We start from the raw sequence: 17972 nt of genomic DNA, 5'->3' as shown, positions 1-17972 counted from the left end.
CTCACTTCCTTACATGGAAATCCCCCGCCTCCACCCCGATACCATCGAACAGGTCAAGCAGCGCGCAGACATCGTGGATGTGGTGTCTGAGCATGTCGTGTTGCGCAAGCAGGGGAAGGACTTTACGGGGTTGTGTCCGTTTCATGATGACAAGTCGCCCAGCTTTACGGTTAGTCCTAGCAAGCAGTTTTACTACTGCTTTAGCTGTGGGGCAGGGGGGAATGCGATCAAGTTTCTGATGGAATTGGGCAAGCGATCGTTCAGTGAGGTCGTGTTGGATCTGGCACGGCGCTACAACGTTTCGGTACAAACGCTCAAGGCGGAGGAGCGGCAGGAGTTTCAGCGTCAGCTTTCGGTGCGGGAACAACTGTTTGAGATTCTGGCACTCACGGCACGGTTTTTCCAACATGCACTGAACCAACCTCAGGGTCAGGTTGCGTTGGATTATTTGACCGGCAAGCGACGGTTAAGCCAGGAGACCATTCAGCAGTTTCAACTGGGCTATGCGCCAGCCGGGTGGGAGACGTTACATGGCTATCTGGTCGAGCAAAAACACTTTCCAGTTAAGCTGGTGGAGCAGGCAGGGCTGGTGGTACCCCGCAAGGAAGGGGACGGGTACTATGACCGTTTCCGCGATCGCCTGATCATTCCCATCCATGATTTGCAGGGGCGAGTAGTGGGCTTTGGCGGACGCGCTCTGGGTGATGAGCAGCCCAAATACCTGAACTCCCCAGAAACGGAACTGTTTGATAAGGGCAAGATTCTATTTGGGTTGGATCGGGCGCGGGCGGCGATCGCCAAGCAGGACCAGGCAGTGGTGGTCGAAGGTTACTTTGATGTGATGGCGCTGCACGCTGCCGGAGTGACCAACGTGGTGGCATCGATGGGAACGGCACTCAGCCTGCACCAGGTGCGCCAATTGCTCCGCTACACCGAGTCAAAACGGATTGTGCTGAATTTTGATGCCGACGTGGCGGGTGGGAAAGCCGCTGAGCGGGCAATTGGGGAAGTGGAGTCCCTGGCGTATCAGGGCGAAGTGCAGTTGCGAGTACTCAACATTCCAGCGGGCAAGGACCCGGATGAGTACTTGCAGACCCATGCTGCAACTGATTACCAGAAATTGCTGGATGCAGCCCCCCTCTGGCTGGATTGGCAGATTCAGCAGGCGATCGCGGGCAAAGACCTGAACCAGTCAGACCAGTTTCAACAAAGCGTACAAACCACCGTCAAACTACTGGGCAACCTGCCCAATGCAACCTTACGCACCCACTACATCCACCACTGCGCCGAACTCTTGAGCCGGGGTGAGTCTCGCATGGCGCTGCGGCTAGAGGAAGACCTGCGCACCCAGGTGCGGGGAGAACGCTGGCATGGGCGATCGCAGAAGTGGCAGACTGTGGGCGATCGCACCCTGCTGGAAGAATCAGAGGCACAACTGCTGCGTCTTTACCTGCACGCCCCTCAGTATCGCCAGGAAATTCGAGATGCCCTGGAGGAGCGAGATCTGGAATTCAGCTTTTCTCACCATCGGTTTCTGTGGCGACAGATTCGAGAGGTGGAAGGAGTAGGAACAGTGGAGGCAGCAGCAGGACAGGGGCACGGAGAAGCAGAGGATGGGGTTCAACCTGCCAGCACTAGTCTGGAAACTCCCATGCTTGCACCTGACTCGGTTTCTCAGAGCCTCTCTCCAGGAACTCTTCCCGCCGCTGACCTGCTTGCCCATCTGCAAGACCGCTGTACCGACTTTCCCAGGGAAATGGGGCAGGTCTATGCCCTATTCCATCTGAATGAGAAAACAAAGCGGGATATTCTGCGGGCGGCTCTGACGATCCGGGCAGCCACCGCTTGCATGGAGCGGGTGATGTGCGAAAAGCGCTGTCGTCATTTTCTGGATTTGTGGGAAAAGATGGGAACTTCTGTCAACCCCGATGTCGAGCAATTGCTGGAGCAAACGATTGACACTGAGCAGGAACGAATTACCCGTCTGGCGGAGCAGGAGCGGATTGCCAAATCCATTTATATCGAGAAACAGCGAATTGCCGAGCTAGATCGGCAGCGCCAGGTTACCTTTACCGACCTGGTGCAAACGCCCTGGGTTGGAGATGTATGAAACTGACTACACGCGGTCATTACAGCGTTAAAGCCCTGCTTGATCTAAGCCTGCAACCGGGGTATGGTCCAGCATCGGTGAAGGCGATCGCCCAGCGGCAAGACTTACCCGCGCCTTACCTGGAAAAGCTGTTGATCGAAATGCGGCGGGCAGGTTTAGTCCAGTCCATGCGAGGAGTCCAGGGTGGTTACCAGCTTGCCCGCTCCCCCGCCAAAATTTCCCTGGGACAAATTTTGGAAGCCGTCGGTGAAAGCGTAGAACCCCTGCCGGACCACACTTCGACCGGAGCACAGGCAGAGGATTGGGTGACACTCAGCCTCTGGAAACGGCTGCACCAGAAACTAAACGAGGCACTCTACAGTATTTCCCTGGAAGACCTGTACTACGATGCCCGTAGCTGGCAGGCAGCGCAGGGCGAGGAGACGAACTTTATTGTGTAGAAAAAATTGTTTAGAACAATTCGTCTGTGGACTTCACTACCTGCATACCAGCGTCAGCAAACCGTTGAAATGCCCCATTCGCCTGTTCCGTGAAATCGACAACGCCCGGAACGACAACCGGCGATGTACAATCTTCCAGGAGATAGACCTTCCTGGCTAATCCAGGATCGATCGCCTGAATTTCGGTCAACAAATCATCAATGGTCCAGGCGACGCAGTGGCTTTTTGCTTGACCTGCGATCAGCACTTTGTCAAAGTCCAGCAATTTTTGGATCAGGGTTGTATTTTTCTGGGCGATCGCTTCTCCCCTGTCTCCCTTGGTGACTTCGGGGCGCAACACTGAATAGTTCTCGGTCAGGGGGTTACTACCCTTCACTTCAAACTGGGTCTGGCTATGACGGGCAATGCAGTGGAAAAAGATTGCCTCCTCAACGGCGGAAACCAGGGCATGACCGATCCCACCTAGCATGGAGTGGTAGGGCCAGATGGTTAAGGGATATTTGCCCGCTGCGGTTAAGTGCTGGGTGTAATGCAAAGCATGGCGTTGGAGAGCTTCGTAGTCGTTGTTTGTGAGGCTATGGGCGATCGCTGGGTTTACCTGCCATCGCCCCTGCTGCACATCCTCCAGGGTGATTGTAGTCGCAGCAGGCGCAGGATGTTCTCCCGCCGCGTTGATCCAGAAGATGGGATGGAAGATCTGGATAGCGGTGTGGGTGTCCAGGGTGGGGAAAATGGCAGTAATCTGCCCCAGATGGCGGTAGATGAACTGGCATAGGCGTGTGTTGTCCTCTACCGCCCCCATCCCCGAACGACCAGCGACAAACAACTCAAAGTCAGGAATACAAAACGTATTTTGGACATCAATTGCCAGCAAACAGACACGCACTTGATCTTCTGAGGCGGACAGAATTTTATGTTGCGTTGCCCAGGCTTCGGCGGCGGTTGCCAACGATTGATAAGGGACTCGCCATACCTGACTCACCTTCATGGGGTTAAAGTGAGACGGGATCGGGAGTTGTCGGATTGTGGATGAACTCATCAGGCACCTCCGCCCATCAAGGATGGAACAAGGATAGAGGGTTTATTGAATCAGAGCATAGCCTGGAAACTATGTGCAGGACAATGAAACTATGATCTTGAGTCATGCCTACGATTGCCAACTCGTCACTAATTTGGGGCTTCTGCCAATCGTGGTTGTCGCTACCAATGGGCTGAGTTCGTTTTGGCAGGGATTGAGATTTAGTTTGTTAGCAGGTGAGCGATCGCTGCTATCAGTTCCAGGGGATCCGCCGGTTTCGCCAGATGCATTTGAAACCCACTGGTCAGTGCCTGCTGGCGGTCGTATTCTCCAGCGTAAGCGGTGAGGGCGATCGCGGGAATCGTGCTTCCCTGGTCTGGCAGAAGGGAGCGAATCTGGCGCATCAGTGTATAGCCATCCACCTGGGGCATACCAATATCGGCAATCAAAAGGTCAGGCTTTGACTGGCTCAGCTTTTGCAGGGCATCCTTTGCTGAAGAGGCGGCTGTAACCGTGGCTCCTGCTTTCTCCAGAATAAATTGCAACATCTCTAGATTATCGACATCATCATCCACAATCAGAATCTGTCGTTCAGCAAGAGGCAGGGATTCGGAATGGATGGGTGAAGGTGCTGGCTGCTCTCTGTGGGCGGGTTCAGTTTTGAGATAGCGGGGAAGGGTAATAGTGAAACGACATCCTCGATCTTCTCCTGCACTTTCAGCAATCACAGTTCCCCCATGCAGTTCAACCAGGTAACGGACAATTGCCAGTCCCAGCCCCAACCCACCAAAGGAACGAGTCACACTACTATCCGCTTGACGAAAGGTCTCAAAGACATAGGGGAGAAATTCAGACTTAATTCCTTTACCGTTATCCTTCACTTGAATTTGAACTTGCAAATTAGAAGTTTCCAGACAAACTTCGACCTGACCACCCTCTGGCGTAAATTTGACGGCATTGGAAAGTAAATTCCAGATGACCTGTTGTAAGCGGGCTGAATCGCCTAGCACGAAGCTTGTATTGGAGGCGAACCTGGTTTGGATTTGAAGCGCTTTTGCTTCGGCTGCCAAACCAATGGTCCTAATTGCTTCCTGAATAATGACTACCAGGTCAACAGGGCAGAAAGCTAAGTTGAGCTTGCCGCTGAGAATGCGAGAAACATCCAGCAGATCTTCAATCAGTTGAACCTGTAACCTGGCATTTCGTTCAATCGTTTCCAGGGCGATCGCCGCCCTCCTGGCATCTAGCCTGCCATCCCGCAACAATTGGGTCCATCCCAAAATCGGGTTCATCGGTGTCCGCAACTCATGGGACAAAACCGCCAGGAATTCATCTTTCATCCGGTTGGCGGCTTCGGCTTCGGCTCTAGCCTGTTGTTCAGCTTCGTACAGTTGTGCCCGGGCGATCGCCTGGGCACACTGTTGTGCCAGCACCAGCATAAATGCCCGTTCATCTTTACTGAGGTAGGTCTCCTCCGTAAAACTGAGTGACATGCCGCCGACGGCTCGTCCTTCAATGATCAACGGCAGGCAAATCCAGGCTGAGTAGTTGAACTGGGTATAGAATTCTGCTGGATGGGGGTACCGGGCAGTTTGGGACTGGGCGGACTCTTCCCAAATTAATGTTTCTGTGCGAACGGCTTCTGCCAGAGCAGTTGGAGCGGTAACCGGGAACCGTTGGCATTCTGGGGGTAAGTCTTGGGAATACCCCATCGAGTGAACAATTTCCAGTTCACCACGCTTCTCGTTCAAAACGGCTACCGTCGCGGCGGCGGCATTCAACACCGCCTTGCTCTGCTCTACGATGACTTCTGCAACCTGAGCAGGGGTGAGTGATTCTGAGAGGGCAGCCGTGACCAACTGAAGCCGTGCATTGCGGTCGGCGGTTTGTTCTGCCTGCTGGCGTGCCTGAGTCGCCTGTTGATACAGACGGGCATTGGCGATCGCCATGGCTGCCCGGTCGGCCAAATCCTGGAACAGGGCTAACTCCTGATGATTGTGTGGTTCAGCGGGATGACGGCGAGTCAGACTTAAAGCACCAATGATCGTGCCCCTCACTTTTAACGGCACAATCAAAATGCTAGAAACCCTGAAATGTTCTAAATAAGCACGGTAGGCAGGTCTCATCACCGCACTCAATTCTTCCTGGGAGGTCACAGTCATCAGGAGCGGTTCTCCCGTCTGAATAACCCGTTTTCCAACCCCTTCATCTGCGGTCCGGGGATGGCTTTCCAGCAACTGACCCACCAATTCACTTATCGCAGGGTCCTGATGGTAGAAAGAGGCATAATTGAGCCGTTGTTTATCCTCAGACAACAGACTCACCACGCATAAATCACCCGTATATTCATTGACCAGCCGAGTAATTTTGTCCAAAATCGGTTGCAATTCTAAGTTGGCGGCTGCAAAAGTCTGGGATGCCTGGGCAAGAAATCGCTGGGTTTGTTCAACCTGTTTATAGTCAGTCACATCGCGGGTAATTGCCAGCAGCGATTCAACCAAACCATCAGCGCTGAATTCCGGCACCATGCGGGTCTGATAGTAGCGGGTGCCACTGGGGGTTGAAAAATCAAAATCAAACCGGCACCCGACTCCCGTGGCAAAACATGCTTGCATTTGTCGTTGCCAGAGCCGACAAATTTTTTCTGGCACCCCCAGTTCTGCATGGGTTTTTCCCGTATACGCCGCAGCCGGTAAACCGCTAGCTGCCTCAATCGCTGGACTGACGTAAACATGGCGCAGACCTTGATCGAAGCGGGCAATAATATCAGGGGCATTTTCAGTCAGCGTCTTGAATTGCTGCTCTCTTCGGTAGAGTTCTGCTTCCAGTTGCTTGCGATCGCTAACATCCTGGAAAACAACAACGGCTGCCATAATCTGCTGATCGGTATTCAGAATCGGGGCAGAATTGACGTTTAAAAAAGTTCGACGACCATCGTGCCAGTGCAATTCCATTTCTTCATTGGTAATGATTTCTCCTGTCTGGAGCGATCGCGCCAATGGGTATTCATCAGGGGCATAGGGTTGCCCATTAGTCCGGCGGGCAGTAAACGGGATCACTGACTCATATTCCTCAATTCCCAGGGATGGCTCATAGTCATACCCAACCAATTCTTTCGCCTGATCATTGGTTAGAACCAGCTTACTAGAACCCGCTTCTGCAATCATGACCCCCGCAGGCATCTGCCGCAACACAGCTTCAAACCGAGCACGTTCCATTTTCAGCTCTTGCAGTAATCGTTCCCGTTCAGCTTCCGCTTGTTTGCGCTCCGTAATATCGCGAAAATAAACGGCTACGCCGTCAGCAAAAGGATAGGCATTAACTTCTAACCATCGCTGAACAGGTTGCCCAAATTCTTCCCACGAAACAGGCACCTGTTCTGCAACCGAGCGATGCAGTTCTTGATGAGCCACTCCCCCCGCTTCACTGGAAAACACTTCTTGCCAAACGTTTTTCCCAATCAGATCTGGGGGAGATTTACCTAAAATTTGAGCCGCTGCCCGATTGACGTAGGTATAACGCCAGTCGCGATCAAACGCAACAAATGCATCGCTGATACTTTCAAGGATATGGGCAACGTTCTGTTTAGCCTCTCGCATGACTGCTTCTGAGCAGGATGGCTCGGCTAAAACTACCCCACTAGAGGCAAACCCATTGCCCCTGGAGATCGGAGGACTATCCTCTTCTCCAAAATCCTCTCCTTCAAACTTGCGGGCAAGACGCTCAATCACCTCAGACCGAGAAATTCCTTGCTGGCTGGCTTCCTCATGCAGTAACTGCCATGCTGTACTGGTCAGCGATAGGCTAAATCGCTGCTTTGTTTCTGCATCCCAGTTACTAACAAATTTACCGGCGGTGTCGCGCTTCATGAAAAGGGTTCCGTATGCGTAAACGGTTACTCTTCATTGAATCTGAGTTTTCGTTTTCTGAAAATCTCTCTCAGGATGGACGGGGTTTGGTCAGAGGTGGGAAGGGGCGAGGAGTGAGGAGTAAGGAAGAGAGGTGAAAATCGGTATCAACTGCTGCAAATTCCTATCTCTGGGATGAAAGTTTGGCTGGAAAAGGTGAAGTATGATACCGGCAAATGCTGGCAGGTGAATCGAATGGAATTTGACTATGTGACCACATTAGGACTAACCGCAGGGGCACTCTCGACGCTGGGCTGGCTTCCTCAAGTAATCAAAACCTGGAAAACACGATCAGCCGAGGATCTTTCCTGGAGTATGCTGGTCACGCTCTGTGTTGGAATTACAATGTGGTTGCTTTACGGAATTGTGATTCATGATTTTCCGATTATCATTGCCAATGTTGTGACCTTTTCTTTAGCGTCTATCATTCTGGTTCTCAAGCTGCAATATAAGTAGATTTACAGCGGTTTTCAGACGAGTGCCACCCCTCGATCGCGCTCAATCATCTTCTGGATCGGCGTTGCTGATTTTGGGTATGAATTGAGAGTTGTATGAATTGAAACCTCGTTCCAATTCGTGGTGCTGAATAGCACAACCTCTGAATCTGGTTACGGCTGTTCATAGGCGACTGTTCTTCTTATAGCCCAGCCAGAATCTCTCCAGGTTCACGTACTCAAATTAACAGTCGAGTGAGAACTGCTATAAGTTCAAGGGAATTCTAAGTTAATCTAAAAGAAGTGCTTTTTTATTTTTTTCATCTCCCAGAACTCGCATGAACCTCCTCAGCCAGTTGCTTACTCCATCCGCTTTGCCATCGCTCAGACGGAGTCGCCGGGGGTCTGAAGTAAAAACCCCTCAGGAAATTGAAATTATGCGCCAGTCCGCCAAAATTGTGGCAACGGTGCTGAAGGAGATTTCTGAACTGGTTGAACCAGGGATGACCACCGCCGACCTGGATGCCCATGCCGAAAAGCGAATTCGGGAAATGGGTGCCACTCCCAGTTTCAAAGGCTATCACGGCTTTCCGGGTTCGATTTGTGCTTCCATCAATCAGGAAGTGGTTCATGGCATTCCGAACCGTAAAAAGGTCATTCACAAAGGCGACGTGTTAAAGGTAGACACCGGAGCTTACTTTGAAGGATTTCACGGGGACTCCTGTGTCACGATCTCCGTTGGCAAGGTCACCCCGACGGCTGAAAAGTTGATTCGCGTGGCTGAAGAGGCGCTTTACAAAGGCATTGCCCAGGTGAAGGCGGGTGCCTACCTGCTTGACCTGGCGGGAGCGATTGAGGATCACGTCAAAGCGAATGGTTTTAGTGTGGTTGAAGACTATACCGGGCACGGGGTTGGACGTAATCTGCATGAGGAACCGTCCGTGTTTAACTTCCGTACTCATTCAATGCCCAATGTCAAACTGCGGTCAGGGATGACGCTGGCGATCGAACCCATTGTGAATGCAGGCTCCAAGGTGACCCGTACCCTACACGATCGCTGGACAGTTGTTACCGTTGACAATGCTCTTTCCGCCCAGTTTGAACACACCGTCCTGGTGACTGGTGATGGCTACGAAATTCTGACTGATCGAACGAAAGTGTAATTTCATCTACTGGAATCGTTAGTCAGGTGCCATCCCAAACGACAATCGCTTCGTAATCGTCGAAAACGCGCTTGCGGCTGTCTCCAAGAATTGCCCGTCCTCGTCTTTTCCATTTTCAGGTTCAACTTAGCAATCAACTCAGGAGGCAGGGAAAGCCAATCATTGAATCCTGTGTCTACAATCCCATCTTACGTAAAGATTTTGCCATCAGCGTGACGAATTGAGAGCGGAATAATCGGTTCAAACTCGACGTTAACAAATCCAGTGATCATGCAGGTCTGCGGGTGCGTCCGCTAAACCGACGAACGTGACGGGAACCAATGCGGACAATCCAAATTTGAGCATCGGGGCGATATGCTTCAAGGCTATCGCAGATAGCAATTTCGCTCTTGTCCACTTCAAGATCTCCGGTTTCGATGTCGATCGCGAGGCATTGCTGATTTTGGGTATGAATTGAGCATTGTATAAATTGAAACTTCGTTCCAATTCATCCGGCTATTCAGCACCACCCAACTAAAGGAAATGCCTCAGTACGCTCCTACTTTGGCAAAAATGATATAAACCGTCCGAAAGATTAGCACTAAGTCATACAGAGGATGCCACTGAGCCTGGTATTGCAAATCGAGTCTGACGATATCTTCAAAATCCTTGACCTGCGATCGCCCATTTACCTGCCACTCTCCAGTTAAACCGGGCTTGACTCGAAGACGCTGCCAATGGTGCCCTTCGTAATGAGAGACTTCATCGGCGGTTGGAGGGCGTGTTCCCACCAGGCTCATTTCGCCTAGCAGAACATTCCAGAACTGGGGAAACTCATCCAGACTGGTGCGACGCAGAAATTTACCAACGCGAGTGATCCGCGGATCATCCGCGTTTTTGAAGATGAGTCCTTTTGCCTCATTTTCGATTTGCGCCTTTAACAGGTCTGCATTTTCCACCATTGAACGAAATTTATAGATGCGGAATGGTTGTCCCATTAAGCCATAGCGCTCCTGGCAGTATAGGACTGGACCAGGGCTATCTAGCTTGATGGCGATCGCGATTGGTACAAATAAGATCGCAAACATTGCTAGCCCCAGCAGGCTACCCACCATATCCAACACTCGCTTATAAAACGATGAAGCTGAAGGATGAGGAGCATCCAGATTGGGTGAACTAGGAGCAGGAAATTCAACGACTGTCATTGGTAGAGCAGACTGCATGGTTTCTCCGGAGACTAAGGTTAGAACCGTATAAATACTTAACCTCTCCTTGAATAACTATAGTCCCAACCCCCTAGAGAGGAATAGTCTCCGTTGGAACACTGATCCAACTCTTTTCAGGAAATTCACAATTTACTCTGTTTATAAAGATTGAGTGAAGTCATGGTTAAAGTCGATCCAAAAAGCCTTAATTGCCAAAGCCCAACATTAGACTCAGGAAGTTTTCGGAGCGGCTTTGATTTGTGACGAAGTGTGTTTCAGGTGATAGAATCTTTCAAGCCTTCCTAATCAAGGGGTTCGGAGGGTTTTCAACTAAACCAAATCCACCTTGAGAACCGTAGTTCTAAGCCCTCCCCCAGCCCCTCTCCCAGAGGGCGAGGGGAGCCGGAAAAACCATTCAAAGTCCTTTCCAATCGGGAGAAAGATTTAGGGTGAGGGCTAACCTGGCAAACTCCAGGTTTCAAGTTGGGCGGGGTTTATACAGATCTGGGTGATTAAATCGATGAGACAGTGGCAACGCTGGCAGCAAAATTTGGCTTTAGTCTCTCGCCAGAACCCTCCCCAACTGGTTGAGAGCGTGATGCTGCTGCTAGGTTTGATCCTGTGCCCAGTCTGGATGGTTTTACAAAGCTGGCAGTACCTGGTTTTGTGCCTGAGCTACATCGTGGGAGCGATCGCCTCGATTCTGGTCCGCGAATGGCTAGCCCCCTCACCCTTTACCCACCAGATTCGCTTCACAGCCCTGTTTTCTTTAGGATTGCTGGTATCAGGTGTCAGTTTTTACCTGGTTAGAACGGGGCACTGAACCGATCTGTGAGAGTTTGAGGTGATCTGCCGCTACACAGATTCACCTACACCTGACACTAAACTCCTACCACCGACTAAATTTCCTCCGCCTTCTCTGGCTTGAGTAATGGGAACGCGATCACATCCCGGATGCTGGGGCTATCGGTGAGTAGCATGACCAGGCGATCGATGCCAATTCCTAATCCGCCTGTGGGGGGCATCCCATGTTCCAGGGCAGTCAGGAAGTCTTCATCAACGCCCTGCGCCTCCACATCACCTGCTGCTTTGCGGGCAGCCTGGGCTTCCAACCGTTGCCGCTGATCGATGGGGTCAGTCAGCTCGGAAAAACTGTTTGCCGTTTCCCGTCCCACGATAAATAGTTCAAATCGTTCGACCAGTCCCGGTTTGGAGCGGTGCGGTTTTGCCAGGGGCGAAATTTCCACCGGGTAGTCGATCACAAAGGTTGGTTGCATCAGGGTATGCTCAACCTTCTGCTCGAATGCCTCATTCAACAGCTTGCCAATTGACTCGCACCCCTCAATATCGGTGAGTCCAGCGGCGATCCCTGCCTTTTTAGCCTCTTCTAAAGATTGAAACTGGGTGAAGTCCAACCCGGTTTTTTCCTGTACCAGGTCGTGCATGGTGACTCTGCGCCAGGGTGGGGTCAGGTCAATGGTTTCCCCTTGATAGGGCACCTTCAATGTTTTCAAGACATCTTGCGCGGCGGTGCTAATGATTGCCTCGGTCAACCGCATCATATCGTCATAGTCGGCATAAGCCTGATAAAGCTCAATCATGGTGAACTCAGGATTATGCCGGGTTGAAACCCCTTCGTTGCGGAAAATTCTGCCCAGTTCAAACACCTTCTCAAACCCACCTACAATCAACCGCTTCAGGTGCAACTCCAGGGCAATTCGCAGATACAGATCCATCTCCAGCGTATTGTGGTGGGTGATGAAGGGACGAGCATCTGCCCCGCCTGCTTCTGACTGAAGAACAGGGGTTTCGATTTCGATAAAACCCTGTTGATCCAGGTAACGGCGAATAGACGCGGTAATTAAGGCGCGACGGCGAAAGGTTTCCCGCACATCTGGATTCACGATCAGGTCTACATAGCGCTGGCGGTAGCGCTTGGCAACATCGGTCAGCCCGTGCCATTTGTCGGGTAGGGGGAGGAGGGCTTTGGTCAACATGGCGTAATGGAAAACTTTGACCGAAAGTTCACCCCTGGGGGTGCGTCGGATCGTACCCTTAACGCCAAGAATGTCCCCAGCATCGGTCAGTTTGACCAGATGATCAAACGCATCGGGAACCTCTGCCATGCCCTGTTCAATTTGGGAGCGTTCGATGAAAAGCTGAATTTTTCCTGTTTCATCCTGGAGGTCAAAAAAGGCAAGCTTTTTTCCACTCAGCCGCTTGGTACGGATACGCCCAGCAATGGAAACTTCAGTGGAATCTTCAGCTTCGTTGGGCAGATCAGCAAATTTTTCTTGAAGTTCTGCCGCATGGTGGGTTATTTCCCAACGATAGGCATAGGGGGTTTGTCCTACCTGTTTAAGTTGCTCAACTTTTGCCAGCCGGGTGGCACGAATTTCTTCCAGGGTCGAAGCGCTTTGAGGTTCTTGGGGGGTGCGATCGGATGACATAGTAGGTTGGTCTGGCATTAGAGCAGAGATTCTTTCTAGCCTGAGGCTTAACACAGAACGTCTGTGGACCCATGAGGCTAGTTAAGCGTACATGCAGTCAGTCATTTGGTTTGACTGCAAACTCATATTATAAGGAGCACCTGTCCCAACAGGGATAAAGCCGTCTCTTACATTTGTTCTGCATCAACACTTCACTTGACTCATCGGTAAATTGCTATATGTTTGGTGCAGGGCAGTGAGTACCCCTCTTGGAAAAGCTTCAAAATGAACTTCTTTGACAAACTGGCAGCGGCAGTCGCTACGAATCAGAGTTGCCTATTTGTGGGACTCGATCCTAGTTTAGAAATGCTACCCAATCGTTATCAGAGGGGACCAGATAGGGATTTATCTGGTTTACGAGACTGGCTGCTTTGGGTGATTGCTGAAACGTCCCCCTTTGTGTGTGCTTACAAGCCAACCCTGGGGTTTTATCAGATGTTTGGGGCGGCGGGGCTGCAACTGCTGGCACAAGTGCTGCAAGCGGTTCCCTCCCATATTCCGATCATTCTGGATGCTAAACACAGTGACCTGAATACCAGTACCCAGGTTGCCCGTAACTGGTTTAAGGATTGGGGAGTTGATGCCGTTACGCTGGTGGCTTACTCTGGGCAAGATCTGGCTGCCCCATTTCTGGTTTATCCCGATAAAGGGGTGTTCATCCTTTGTTGTACGTCAAATCCAGCGGCGATCGCCCTACAATCCCATCCCGACTCCGCCGCGCCTCTGTATTTACGGATGGTAGAAGAAGCAAAAATCTGGGGTATCCCAGAGCAGGTCGGTTTAGAGGTGGGAACGACCACGCCAGAGGTGCTGTCTCGCGTGCGGGCGATCGCGCCAGAACGGTTGATCCTGGCTCGAAGTATCTGGCAAGAGGGCACCGATCTCAACCAAATTTTGGCAGCGGGTTTAGATAATAAAGGATCTGGGCTATTGATTCCGGTACCCCAGGACTGGCTTAGCCATGACCAGGTTGCTGAACGAGTGCAGGATCTACGGCAACAAATTAATCAGGTAACAGAACAGATCACGCAGGAGCCTTCTACCTGTGAGGTCTGGACCTCTAATCTTTGCACTCTAAATCAGCACCCCCATTTAGATCTAATTTTGCAACTCTACGACGTGGGTTGTATTTTGTTTGGCGAGTTTGTCCAGGCATCGGGGGCGGTTTTCCCTTACTACATTGACCTCCGCAAAATCATCTCTAACCCTCAACTTTTCCATCAAGTCCTGTCTGCCTATGCCGGAATTCTGCAAGGCTTAAGGTTCGAGCGCATTGCTGGCATTCCCTATGGTTCGCTACCAACGGCGACCGGGCTTGCCCTGCGGCTAAATGTCCCCATGATTTTTCCCCGCAAGGAAGTCAAGGCTCATGGGACTCGGCGGTTGGTTGAAGGCAATTTTCGAGCGGGTGAAAAGGTCGTGGTGGTCGATGACATTCTGATCAGTGGCAATAGCGCTATGGAAGGGGCTGCCAAGCTTGAATCAGTAGGATTGCACGTTGAGGACATTGTTGTGTTCTTAGATCATGAGCAGGGGGTGAAAGACCGATTACGCGCTAACGGCTACCAGGGTCATTCCGTGCTGACAATTTCTGAAGTAACAGAAACGTTGTATCAGGCTGGGCGCATTACGGCAAAGCAATTCCAGGCAATAGCAGAATGAGTTCAATAGTGGGTAATTGACTTTTGAACTTGCTAGGGTGGAAGAAGTTACAAAGTATGATTGCCCGTGAAAAAAGGAATTTTAGCGACAGGGTTGGCTCTGCTAACGTTGGTTGTGGTGCTTCTGATTCATTCACCGCTTCATTCGCCTCGCACCGCTCCCATCATTAACGGACTTACCGCTCCCGCCATTAATGGACTTTATGTATTTGGTGACAGCCTTTCCGATACAGGCACGGTGTTCCAGTCAACGGGGGGAGTATACCCGCCTAATCCGCCCTACTTTAAGGGACGTTACTCCAACGGGAGAGTTTGGGTTGAGTATCTTGCCGATCGCCTTCGTCTTTCGCCTGACCAAGCCAACAGTTTTGCCTGGGGAGGTGCCAGGACAGGAGGCGCAGGCTCTAGTTCCACGAATCAACTGGCTATTAACAGTTTTGTCCCCAGTTTGTTGACCCAGACCCAGTTGTTTATTGAGGCACATCCCCAGCTCAATCCCGACACGTTATATGTCTTATGGGCAGGGGCAAACGACTACTTGCAGGGAGAAACCAACCCAGCGATTCCCCTTGCCAACACAACAAAGGCATTGACTGCGCTAATCAATGCCGGTGCAACAAAATTTTTAGTCGCAAATTTGCCCGATCTGGGACTGTTACCGCTGACTCGCCTGAGGGTTGACTCTGAAGAGCTTAGTGCTTTGACCCAATCCCACAATCAGGGCTTACAGCGATCGCTAAACCAGTTGAGCCAACAACATCCCGACCTTCAAATTGCCACCTTAGAAGTGAATCAGCTTTATCAAGCGGCAATCACAAATCCTCCCAGTTTTGGGTTTACCACAGTGACTCGCGCCTGTTTGTCCAGTACCAGCGTGTGTGACAACCCTGATAACTTTTTGTTCTGGGACAGTATTCATCCAACCACTGCCGCTCACCAGTCCTTAGGAGAAGCCGCCTTTCTAAAGCTTCAGCAAAGAGGCATCTTTGTTAGCTGAAACGTAAATCTACTTCATCTATCCCCAGATACATAGTTAAAAAAATAGGGGCACCCTATCTAAGTACCCACTTAGAAGGACGCACCCGTGAGGCATGGCAAGTTTTTACTATTGTTCTTTTTTACACTGGTGGCAGGTTGTTCCGCCAAAGCTCATCCTACTCATGTATCCATTACTACATCTAAACCGACTCCCCAAGCCAACGAAAGTTCTGCGCCTCAACCAGCGACTCCCCTTGAACCATCCCTTACGGGTGCCCCTCAGAAGCTAAAGCAATTTAATTTCCAGTCCAAAGGATCGCCCCCGTCGTCAAAATTCAACACCGCTACTATCCCATCACCGGAAACAGTGCATCAGAACTGCGGGCACAAATGAACCAACAGGGACCCTTTGACCAGCGCGAAGGACGGCGCTATGACGCGAGAGCTGACTGGTTCGTGAAATGGTCCTATCGTCATGTCAAAACCAGCAACCAGTGCATGATCGGTTCACTCAAAACCAGTGTGGATGTAACCCTCACCTATCCCCAATGGACTCCGCCACCTCAAGGGTCGCGATCGCTGATGACAGAATGGCAACGATACCTGTCAGCCTTGCAAATCCACGAAAAGGGACATGAGAGTAACGGCATTGCCGCAGGCAAAGAAATTTTGCAAGTTTTGAGCCAATTACCTGCCTATTCGTCCTGCCAACAGTTAGACGAGATCGTGAACTCAACTGCCCAAAAGGTGATTAAGCGCTATAACCAGAAAGATTTGGACTACGACCATGCGACGAAACACGGATACACTCAAGGCGCTGTTTTTCCTGCTAGTGCGATCGTTGCACGATGAGCAGATGAATTGATAGGTGGTGCCAGGTGTTGGGTGTTGGGTATTACGGAGGGAAAGGGCAATGGGTCTAGATTGTACGACTGTTCGGTATCCTAACCTTTGTATGTAACGCCATATCAGAGTTAGACACAATTAGGAAGCGCAATATTTACAAAAAAGAAGCTCCCATTGATTTGGGAGCTTCTTTAAATGATGGGTTCTAAAACAGAAACCAATCGGTAGCCTTAGTCCAAATTAGGCATGGACAACACTGGCTCATTCTCACGGTCAATTCCCTTCTCAAAGCCAGCCGCTGCCGCACGGGCGCGACCCGCATGCCAGAGGTGCCCAATCAAGAAGAAGAACGCTAGCACAAAGTGAGAAGTGGATAGCCAGGAGCGAGGAGATACGTAGTTAAACGAGTTGATCTCCGTTGCCACACCACCCACAGAGTTCAGAGAACCTAGAGGAGCGTGGGTCATGTACTCGGCTGCACGGCGAGCCTGCCAGGGCTGAATATCGTACTTGATCTTGTTCAGGTCAAGCCCGTTCGGTCCACGCAGAGGCTCCAACCAGGGACCTTTAAAGTCCCAGAAGCGCATGGTCTCACCACCAAAGATGATTTCACCTGTAGGAGAGCGCATCAAGTACTTACCCAGACCCGTAGGACCTTGAGCAGAAGCGACGTTTGCACCCAACCGCTGGTCACGTACCAGGAAGGTTAGAGCCTGCGCTTGAGACGCTTCCGGACCCGTAGGACCAAAGAACTCGCTGGGATAAGCGGTGTTGTTAAACCAGACAAAGCAAGCAGCAATGAAGCCCATCAGAGACAGAGCGCCAAGGCTGTAGGAAAGATAAGCTTCACCAGACCAGATGAAAGCTCGGCGTGCCCAACCAAAAGGCTTGGTCAGGATGTGGTAGATACCACCACCGATGCAGATCAAGCCGATCCAGATATGACCACCAACAATATCTTCCAAATTATCAACACTGACAATCCAACCATCCCCACCAAAGGGAGACTTCAGCAGATAGCCAAAGATAACAGCGGGATTCAAGGTTGGGTTAGTCACTACCCGCACATCACCCCCGCCCGGTGCCCAGGTGTCATACAACCCACCAAACGCCATTGCCTTCGCAACCAGCAACAGAGCACCAACACCGAGAAGGATCAGGTGATAACCAATGATATTGGTCATCTGGTTCTTATCGCGCCAGTCATAGCCAAAGAAGCTGGAATATTCTTCCAGTGTCTCAGGACCACGAACCGCGTGATAAAGACCGCCCAGACCCAGAACGGCAGAGGAAATCAAGTGAAGGACACCCACCACAAAGTAGGGGAAGGTATCAATCACTTCGCCACCAGGACCGACACCCCAACCCAGGGCAGCCAGGTGAGGAAGCAGGATCAAACCTTGCTCATACATTGGCTTTTCTGGGATAAAGTGGGCAACCTCAAACAAGGTCATTGCCCCAGCCCAGAACACAATCAGACCTGCATGAGCGACGTGAGCGCCCAACAGCTTACCAGAGAGATTAATCAGACGGGCATTACCAGCCCACCAGGCAAAACCAGACGACTGAAGGTCGCGGTTGCCAGCAACAAATGAACTACTAGAGAGCGTTACCACGAGGTAGAACCTCCTCAGGGAAGACAAAGTTTTCATGGGGCTGATCCTGAGGTGCCATCCAGGCTCGGATGCCCTCGTTCAGCAGAATGTTCTTGGTGTAGAACGTTTCAAATTCAGGGTCTTCG

The 17972-nt window shown here is 51.2% G+C and carries 14 protein-coding genes and 1 pseudogene; 8 read left to right on the top strand and 7 right to left on the bottom strand.

Translation table 11 applies throughout. The features are described from left to right. The first annotated feature begins 13 nt into the window (after window positions 1–13). Together dnaG and AC1S52_RS01405 are read left to right on the top strand one after the other, a co-directional pair. Window positions 14–2110: a DNA primase gene (dnaG, locus tag AC1S52_RS01410; protein ID WP_482027253.1), complete on the top strand. Its 2097-nt coding sequence runs from the start codon at window positions 14–16 to the stop codon at window positions 2108–2110. Then, window positions 2107–2550, top strand: a complete 444-nt coding sequence (locus AC1S52_RS01405) for an Rrf2 family transcriptional regulator (RefSeq protein WP_482027252.1) — start codon at window positions 2107–2109, stop codon at window positions 2548–2550. Before dnaG ends, AC1S52_RS01405 begins: the two co-directional genes overlap by 4 nt. A 10-nt stretch (window positions 2551–2560) precedes the next feature. Here AC1S52_RS01405 and AC1S52_RS01400 read toward each other — a convergent pair whose 3' ends face one another. Both AC1S52_RS01400 and AC1S52_RS01395 read right to left on the bottom strand, forming a co-directional pair. Continuing rightward, window positions 2561–3589, bottom strand: a complete 1029-nt coding sequence (locus AC1S52_RS01400) for a cysteine hydrolase family protein (protein ID WP_482027251.1) — start codon at window positions 3587–3589, stop codon at window positions 2561–2563. A gap of 200 nt (window positions 3590–3789) precedes the next feature. Continuing rightward, window positions 3790–7437 carry a PAS domain-containing protein gene (locus AC1S52_RS01395; protein WP_482027250.1) on the bottom strand — a complete coding sequence of 1216 codons (3648 nt, stop codon included), beginning with the start codon at window positions 7435–7437 and terminating at the stop codon, window positions 3790–3792. 174 nt (window positions 7438–7611) lie between these two features. On the opposite strand from AC1S52_RS01395, the gene AC1S52_RS01390 reads away from it, so the two are divergent. Both AC1S52_RS01390 and map read left to right on the top strand, forming a co-directional pair. Beyond that, entirely contained in the window at window positions 7612–7932 is a 321-nt protein-coding gene (locus tag AC1S52_RS01390) for a SemiSWEET family sugar transporter (RefSeq protein ID WP_482027249.1), read from the top strand. A gap of 316 nt (window positions 7933–8248) precedes the next feature. After that, window positions 8249–9073, top strand: a complete 825-nt coding sequence (gene map / locus AC1S52_RS01385) for a type I methionyl aminopeptidase (RefSeq protein ID WP_482027248.1) — start codon at window positions 8249–8251, stop codon at window positions 9071–9073. A 268-nt stretch (window positions 9074–9341) separates the two neighbouring features. Here the strand turns inward: map and AC1S52_RS01380 are convergent, their stop codons facing one another. Together AC1S52_RS01380 and AC1S52_RS01375 are read right to left on the bottom strand one after the other, a co-directional pair. Beyond that, window positions 9342–9470 (bottom strand): hypothetical protein, encoded by a 129-nt coding sequence (locus AC1S52_RS01380; protein ID WP_482027247.1) that lies wholly within the window; start codon window positions 9468–9470, stop codon window positions 9342–9344. A 130-nt stretch (window positions 9471–9600) separates the two neighbouring features. Beyond that, entirely contained in the window at window positions 9601–10275 is a 675-nt protein-coding gene (locus AC1S52_RS01375; RefSeq protein ID WP_482027246.1) for a sugar transferase, read from the bottom strand. A 502-nt stretch (window positions 10276–10777) separates the two neighbouring features. On the opposite strand from AC1S52_RS01375, the gene AC1S52_RS01370 reads away from it, so the two are divergent. Then, window positions 10778–11080, top strand: coding sequence for a hypothetical protein (locus tag AC1S52_RS01370; RefSeq protein ID WP_482027245.1), 303 nt, complete (start codon window positions 10778–10780; stop codon window positions 11078–11080). 76 nt (window positions 11081–11156) lie between these two features. Here the strand turns inward: AC1S52_RS01370 and lysS are convergent, their stop codons facing one another. Continuing rightward, entirely contained in the window at window positions 11157–12725 is a 1569-nt protein-coding gene (gene lysS, locus AC1S52_RS01365) for a lysine--tRNA ligase (protein ID WP_482027244.1), read from the bottom strand. Window positions 12726–12971: 246 nt separating this feature from the next. Between lysS and AC1S52_RS01360 the strand changes: the two genes are divergently transcribed. The 3 genes from AC1S52_RS01360 (at window position 12972) to AC1S52_RS01350 (ending at window position 16237) form a co-directional block, all read left to right on the top strand. After that, window positions 12972–14408, top strand: a complete 1437-nt coding sequence (locus tag AC1S52_RS01360) for a bifunctional orotidine-5'-phosphate decarboxylase/orotate phosphoribosyltransferase (protein ID WP_482027243.1) — start codon at window positions 12972–12974, stop codon at window positions 14406–14408. A gap of 66 nt (window positions 14409–14474) precedes the next feature. After that, complete coding sequence (locus tag AC1S52_RS01355) at window positions 14475–15404, top strand: SGNH/GDSL hydrolase family protein (protein WP_482027242.1); 930 nt, start codon at window positions 14475–14477, stop codon at window positions 15402–15404. Between the two features lie 296 nt (window positions 15405–15700). Continuing rightward, window positions 15701–16237: a DUF922 domain-containing Zn-dependent protease gene (locus AC1S52_RS01350; protein WP_482027303.1), complete on the top strand. Its 537-nt coding sequence runs from the start codon at window positions 15701–15703 to the stop codon at window positions 16235–16237. 224 nt (window positions 16238–16461) lie between these two features. Here AC1S52_RS01350 and psbC read toward each other — a convergent pair whose 3' ends face one another. Next, window positions 16462–17847 carry a photosystem II reaction center protein CP43 gene (gene psbC / locus AC1S52_RS01345; protein WP_482027241.1) on the bottom strand — a complete coding sequence of 462 codons (1386 nt, stop codon included), beginning with the start codon at window positions 17845–17847 and terminating at the stop codon, window positions 16462–16464. Beyond that, window positions 17831–17972: pseudogene (locus tag AC1S52_RS01340) on the bottom strand (photosystem II D2 protein (photosystem q(a) protein)); the annotation flags it as partial. The pseudogene AC1S52_RS01340 and the gene psbC, both read right to left, overlap by 17 nt.

The sequence above is a fragment of the Kovacikia sp. CALU 1929 genome (assembly GCF_056784235.1).
Note: the sequence above shows the minus strand (reverse complement) of the source record. Positions and strands in the feature narration are given on the sequence as shown.

What these genes read in the sequence shown, in the direction of transcription:
- AC1S52_RS01360 (WP_482027243.1), top strand. Translation starts at nt 12,972, where the DNA reads ATGAACTTCTTTGACAAACTGGCAGCGGCAGTCGCTACGAATCAGAGT.
- AC1S52_RS01370 (WP_482027245.1), top strand. Translation starts at nt 10,778, where the DNA reads ATGAGACAGTGGCAACGCTGGCAGCAAAATTTGGCTTTAGTCTCTCGC.
- AC1S52_RS01405 (WP_482027252.1), top strand. Translation starts at nt 2,107, where the DNA reads ATGAAACTGACTACACGCGGTCATTACAGCGTTAAAGCCCTGCTTGAT.
- dnaG (WP_482027253.1), top strand. Translation starts at nt 14, where the DNA reads ATGGAAATCCCCCGCCTCCACCCCGATACCATCGAACAGGTCAAGCAG.
- lysS (WP_482027244.1), bottom strand. Translation starts at nt 12,725, where the DNA reads ATGCCAGACCAACCTACTATGTCATCCGATCGCACCCCCCAAGAACCT.
- AC1S52_RS01400 (WP_482027251.1), bottom strand. Translation starts at nt 3,589, where the DNA reads ATGAGTTCATCCACAATCCGACAACTCCCGATCCCGTCTCACTTTAAC.
- map (WP_482027248.1), top strand. Translation starts at nt 8,249, where the DNA reads ATGAACCTCCTCAGCCAGTTGCTTACTCCATCCGCTTTGCCATCGCTC.
- AC1S52_RS01395 (WP_482027250.1), bottom strand. Translation starts at nt 7,437, where the DNA reads ATGAAGCGCGACACCGCCGGTAAATTTGTTAGTAACTGGGATGCAGAA.
- AC1S52_RS01375 (WP_482027246.1), bottom strand. Translation starts at nt 10,275, where the DNA reads ATGCAGTCTGCTCTACCAATGACAGTCGTTGAATTTCCTGCTCCTAGT.
- AC1S52_RS01390 (WP_482027249.1), top strand. Translation starts at nt 7,612, where the DNA reads ATGAAAGTTTGGCTGGAAAAGGTGAAGTATGATACCGGCAAATGCTGG.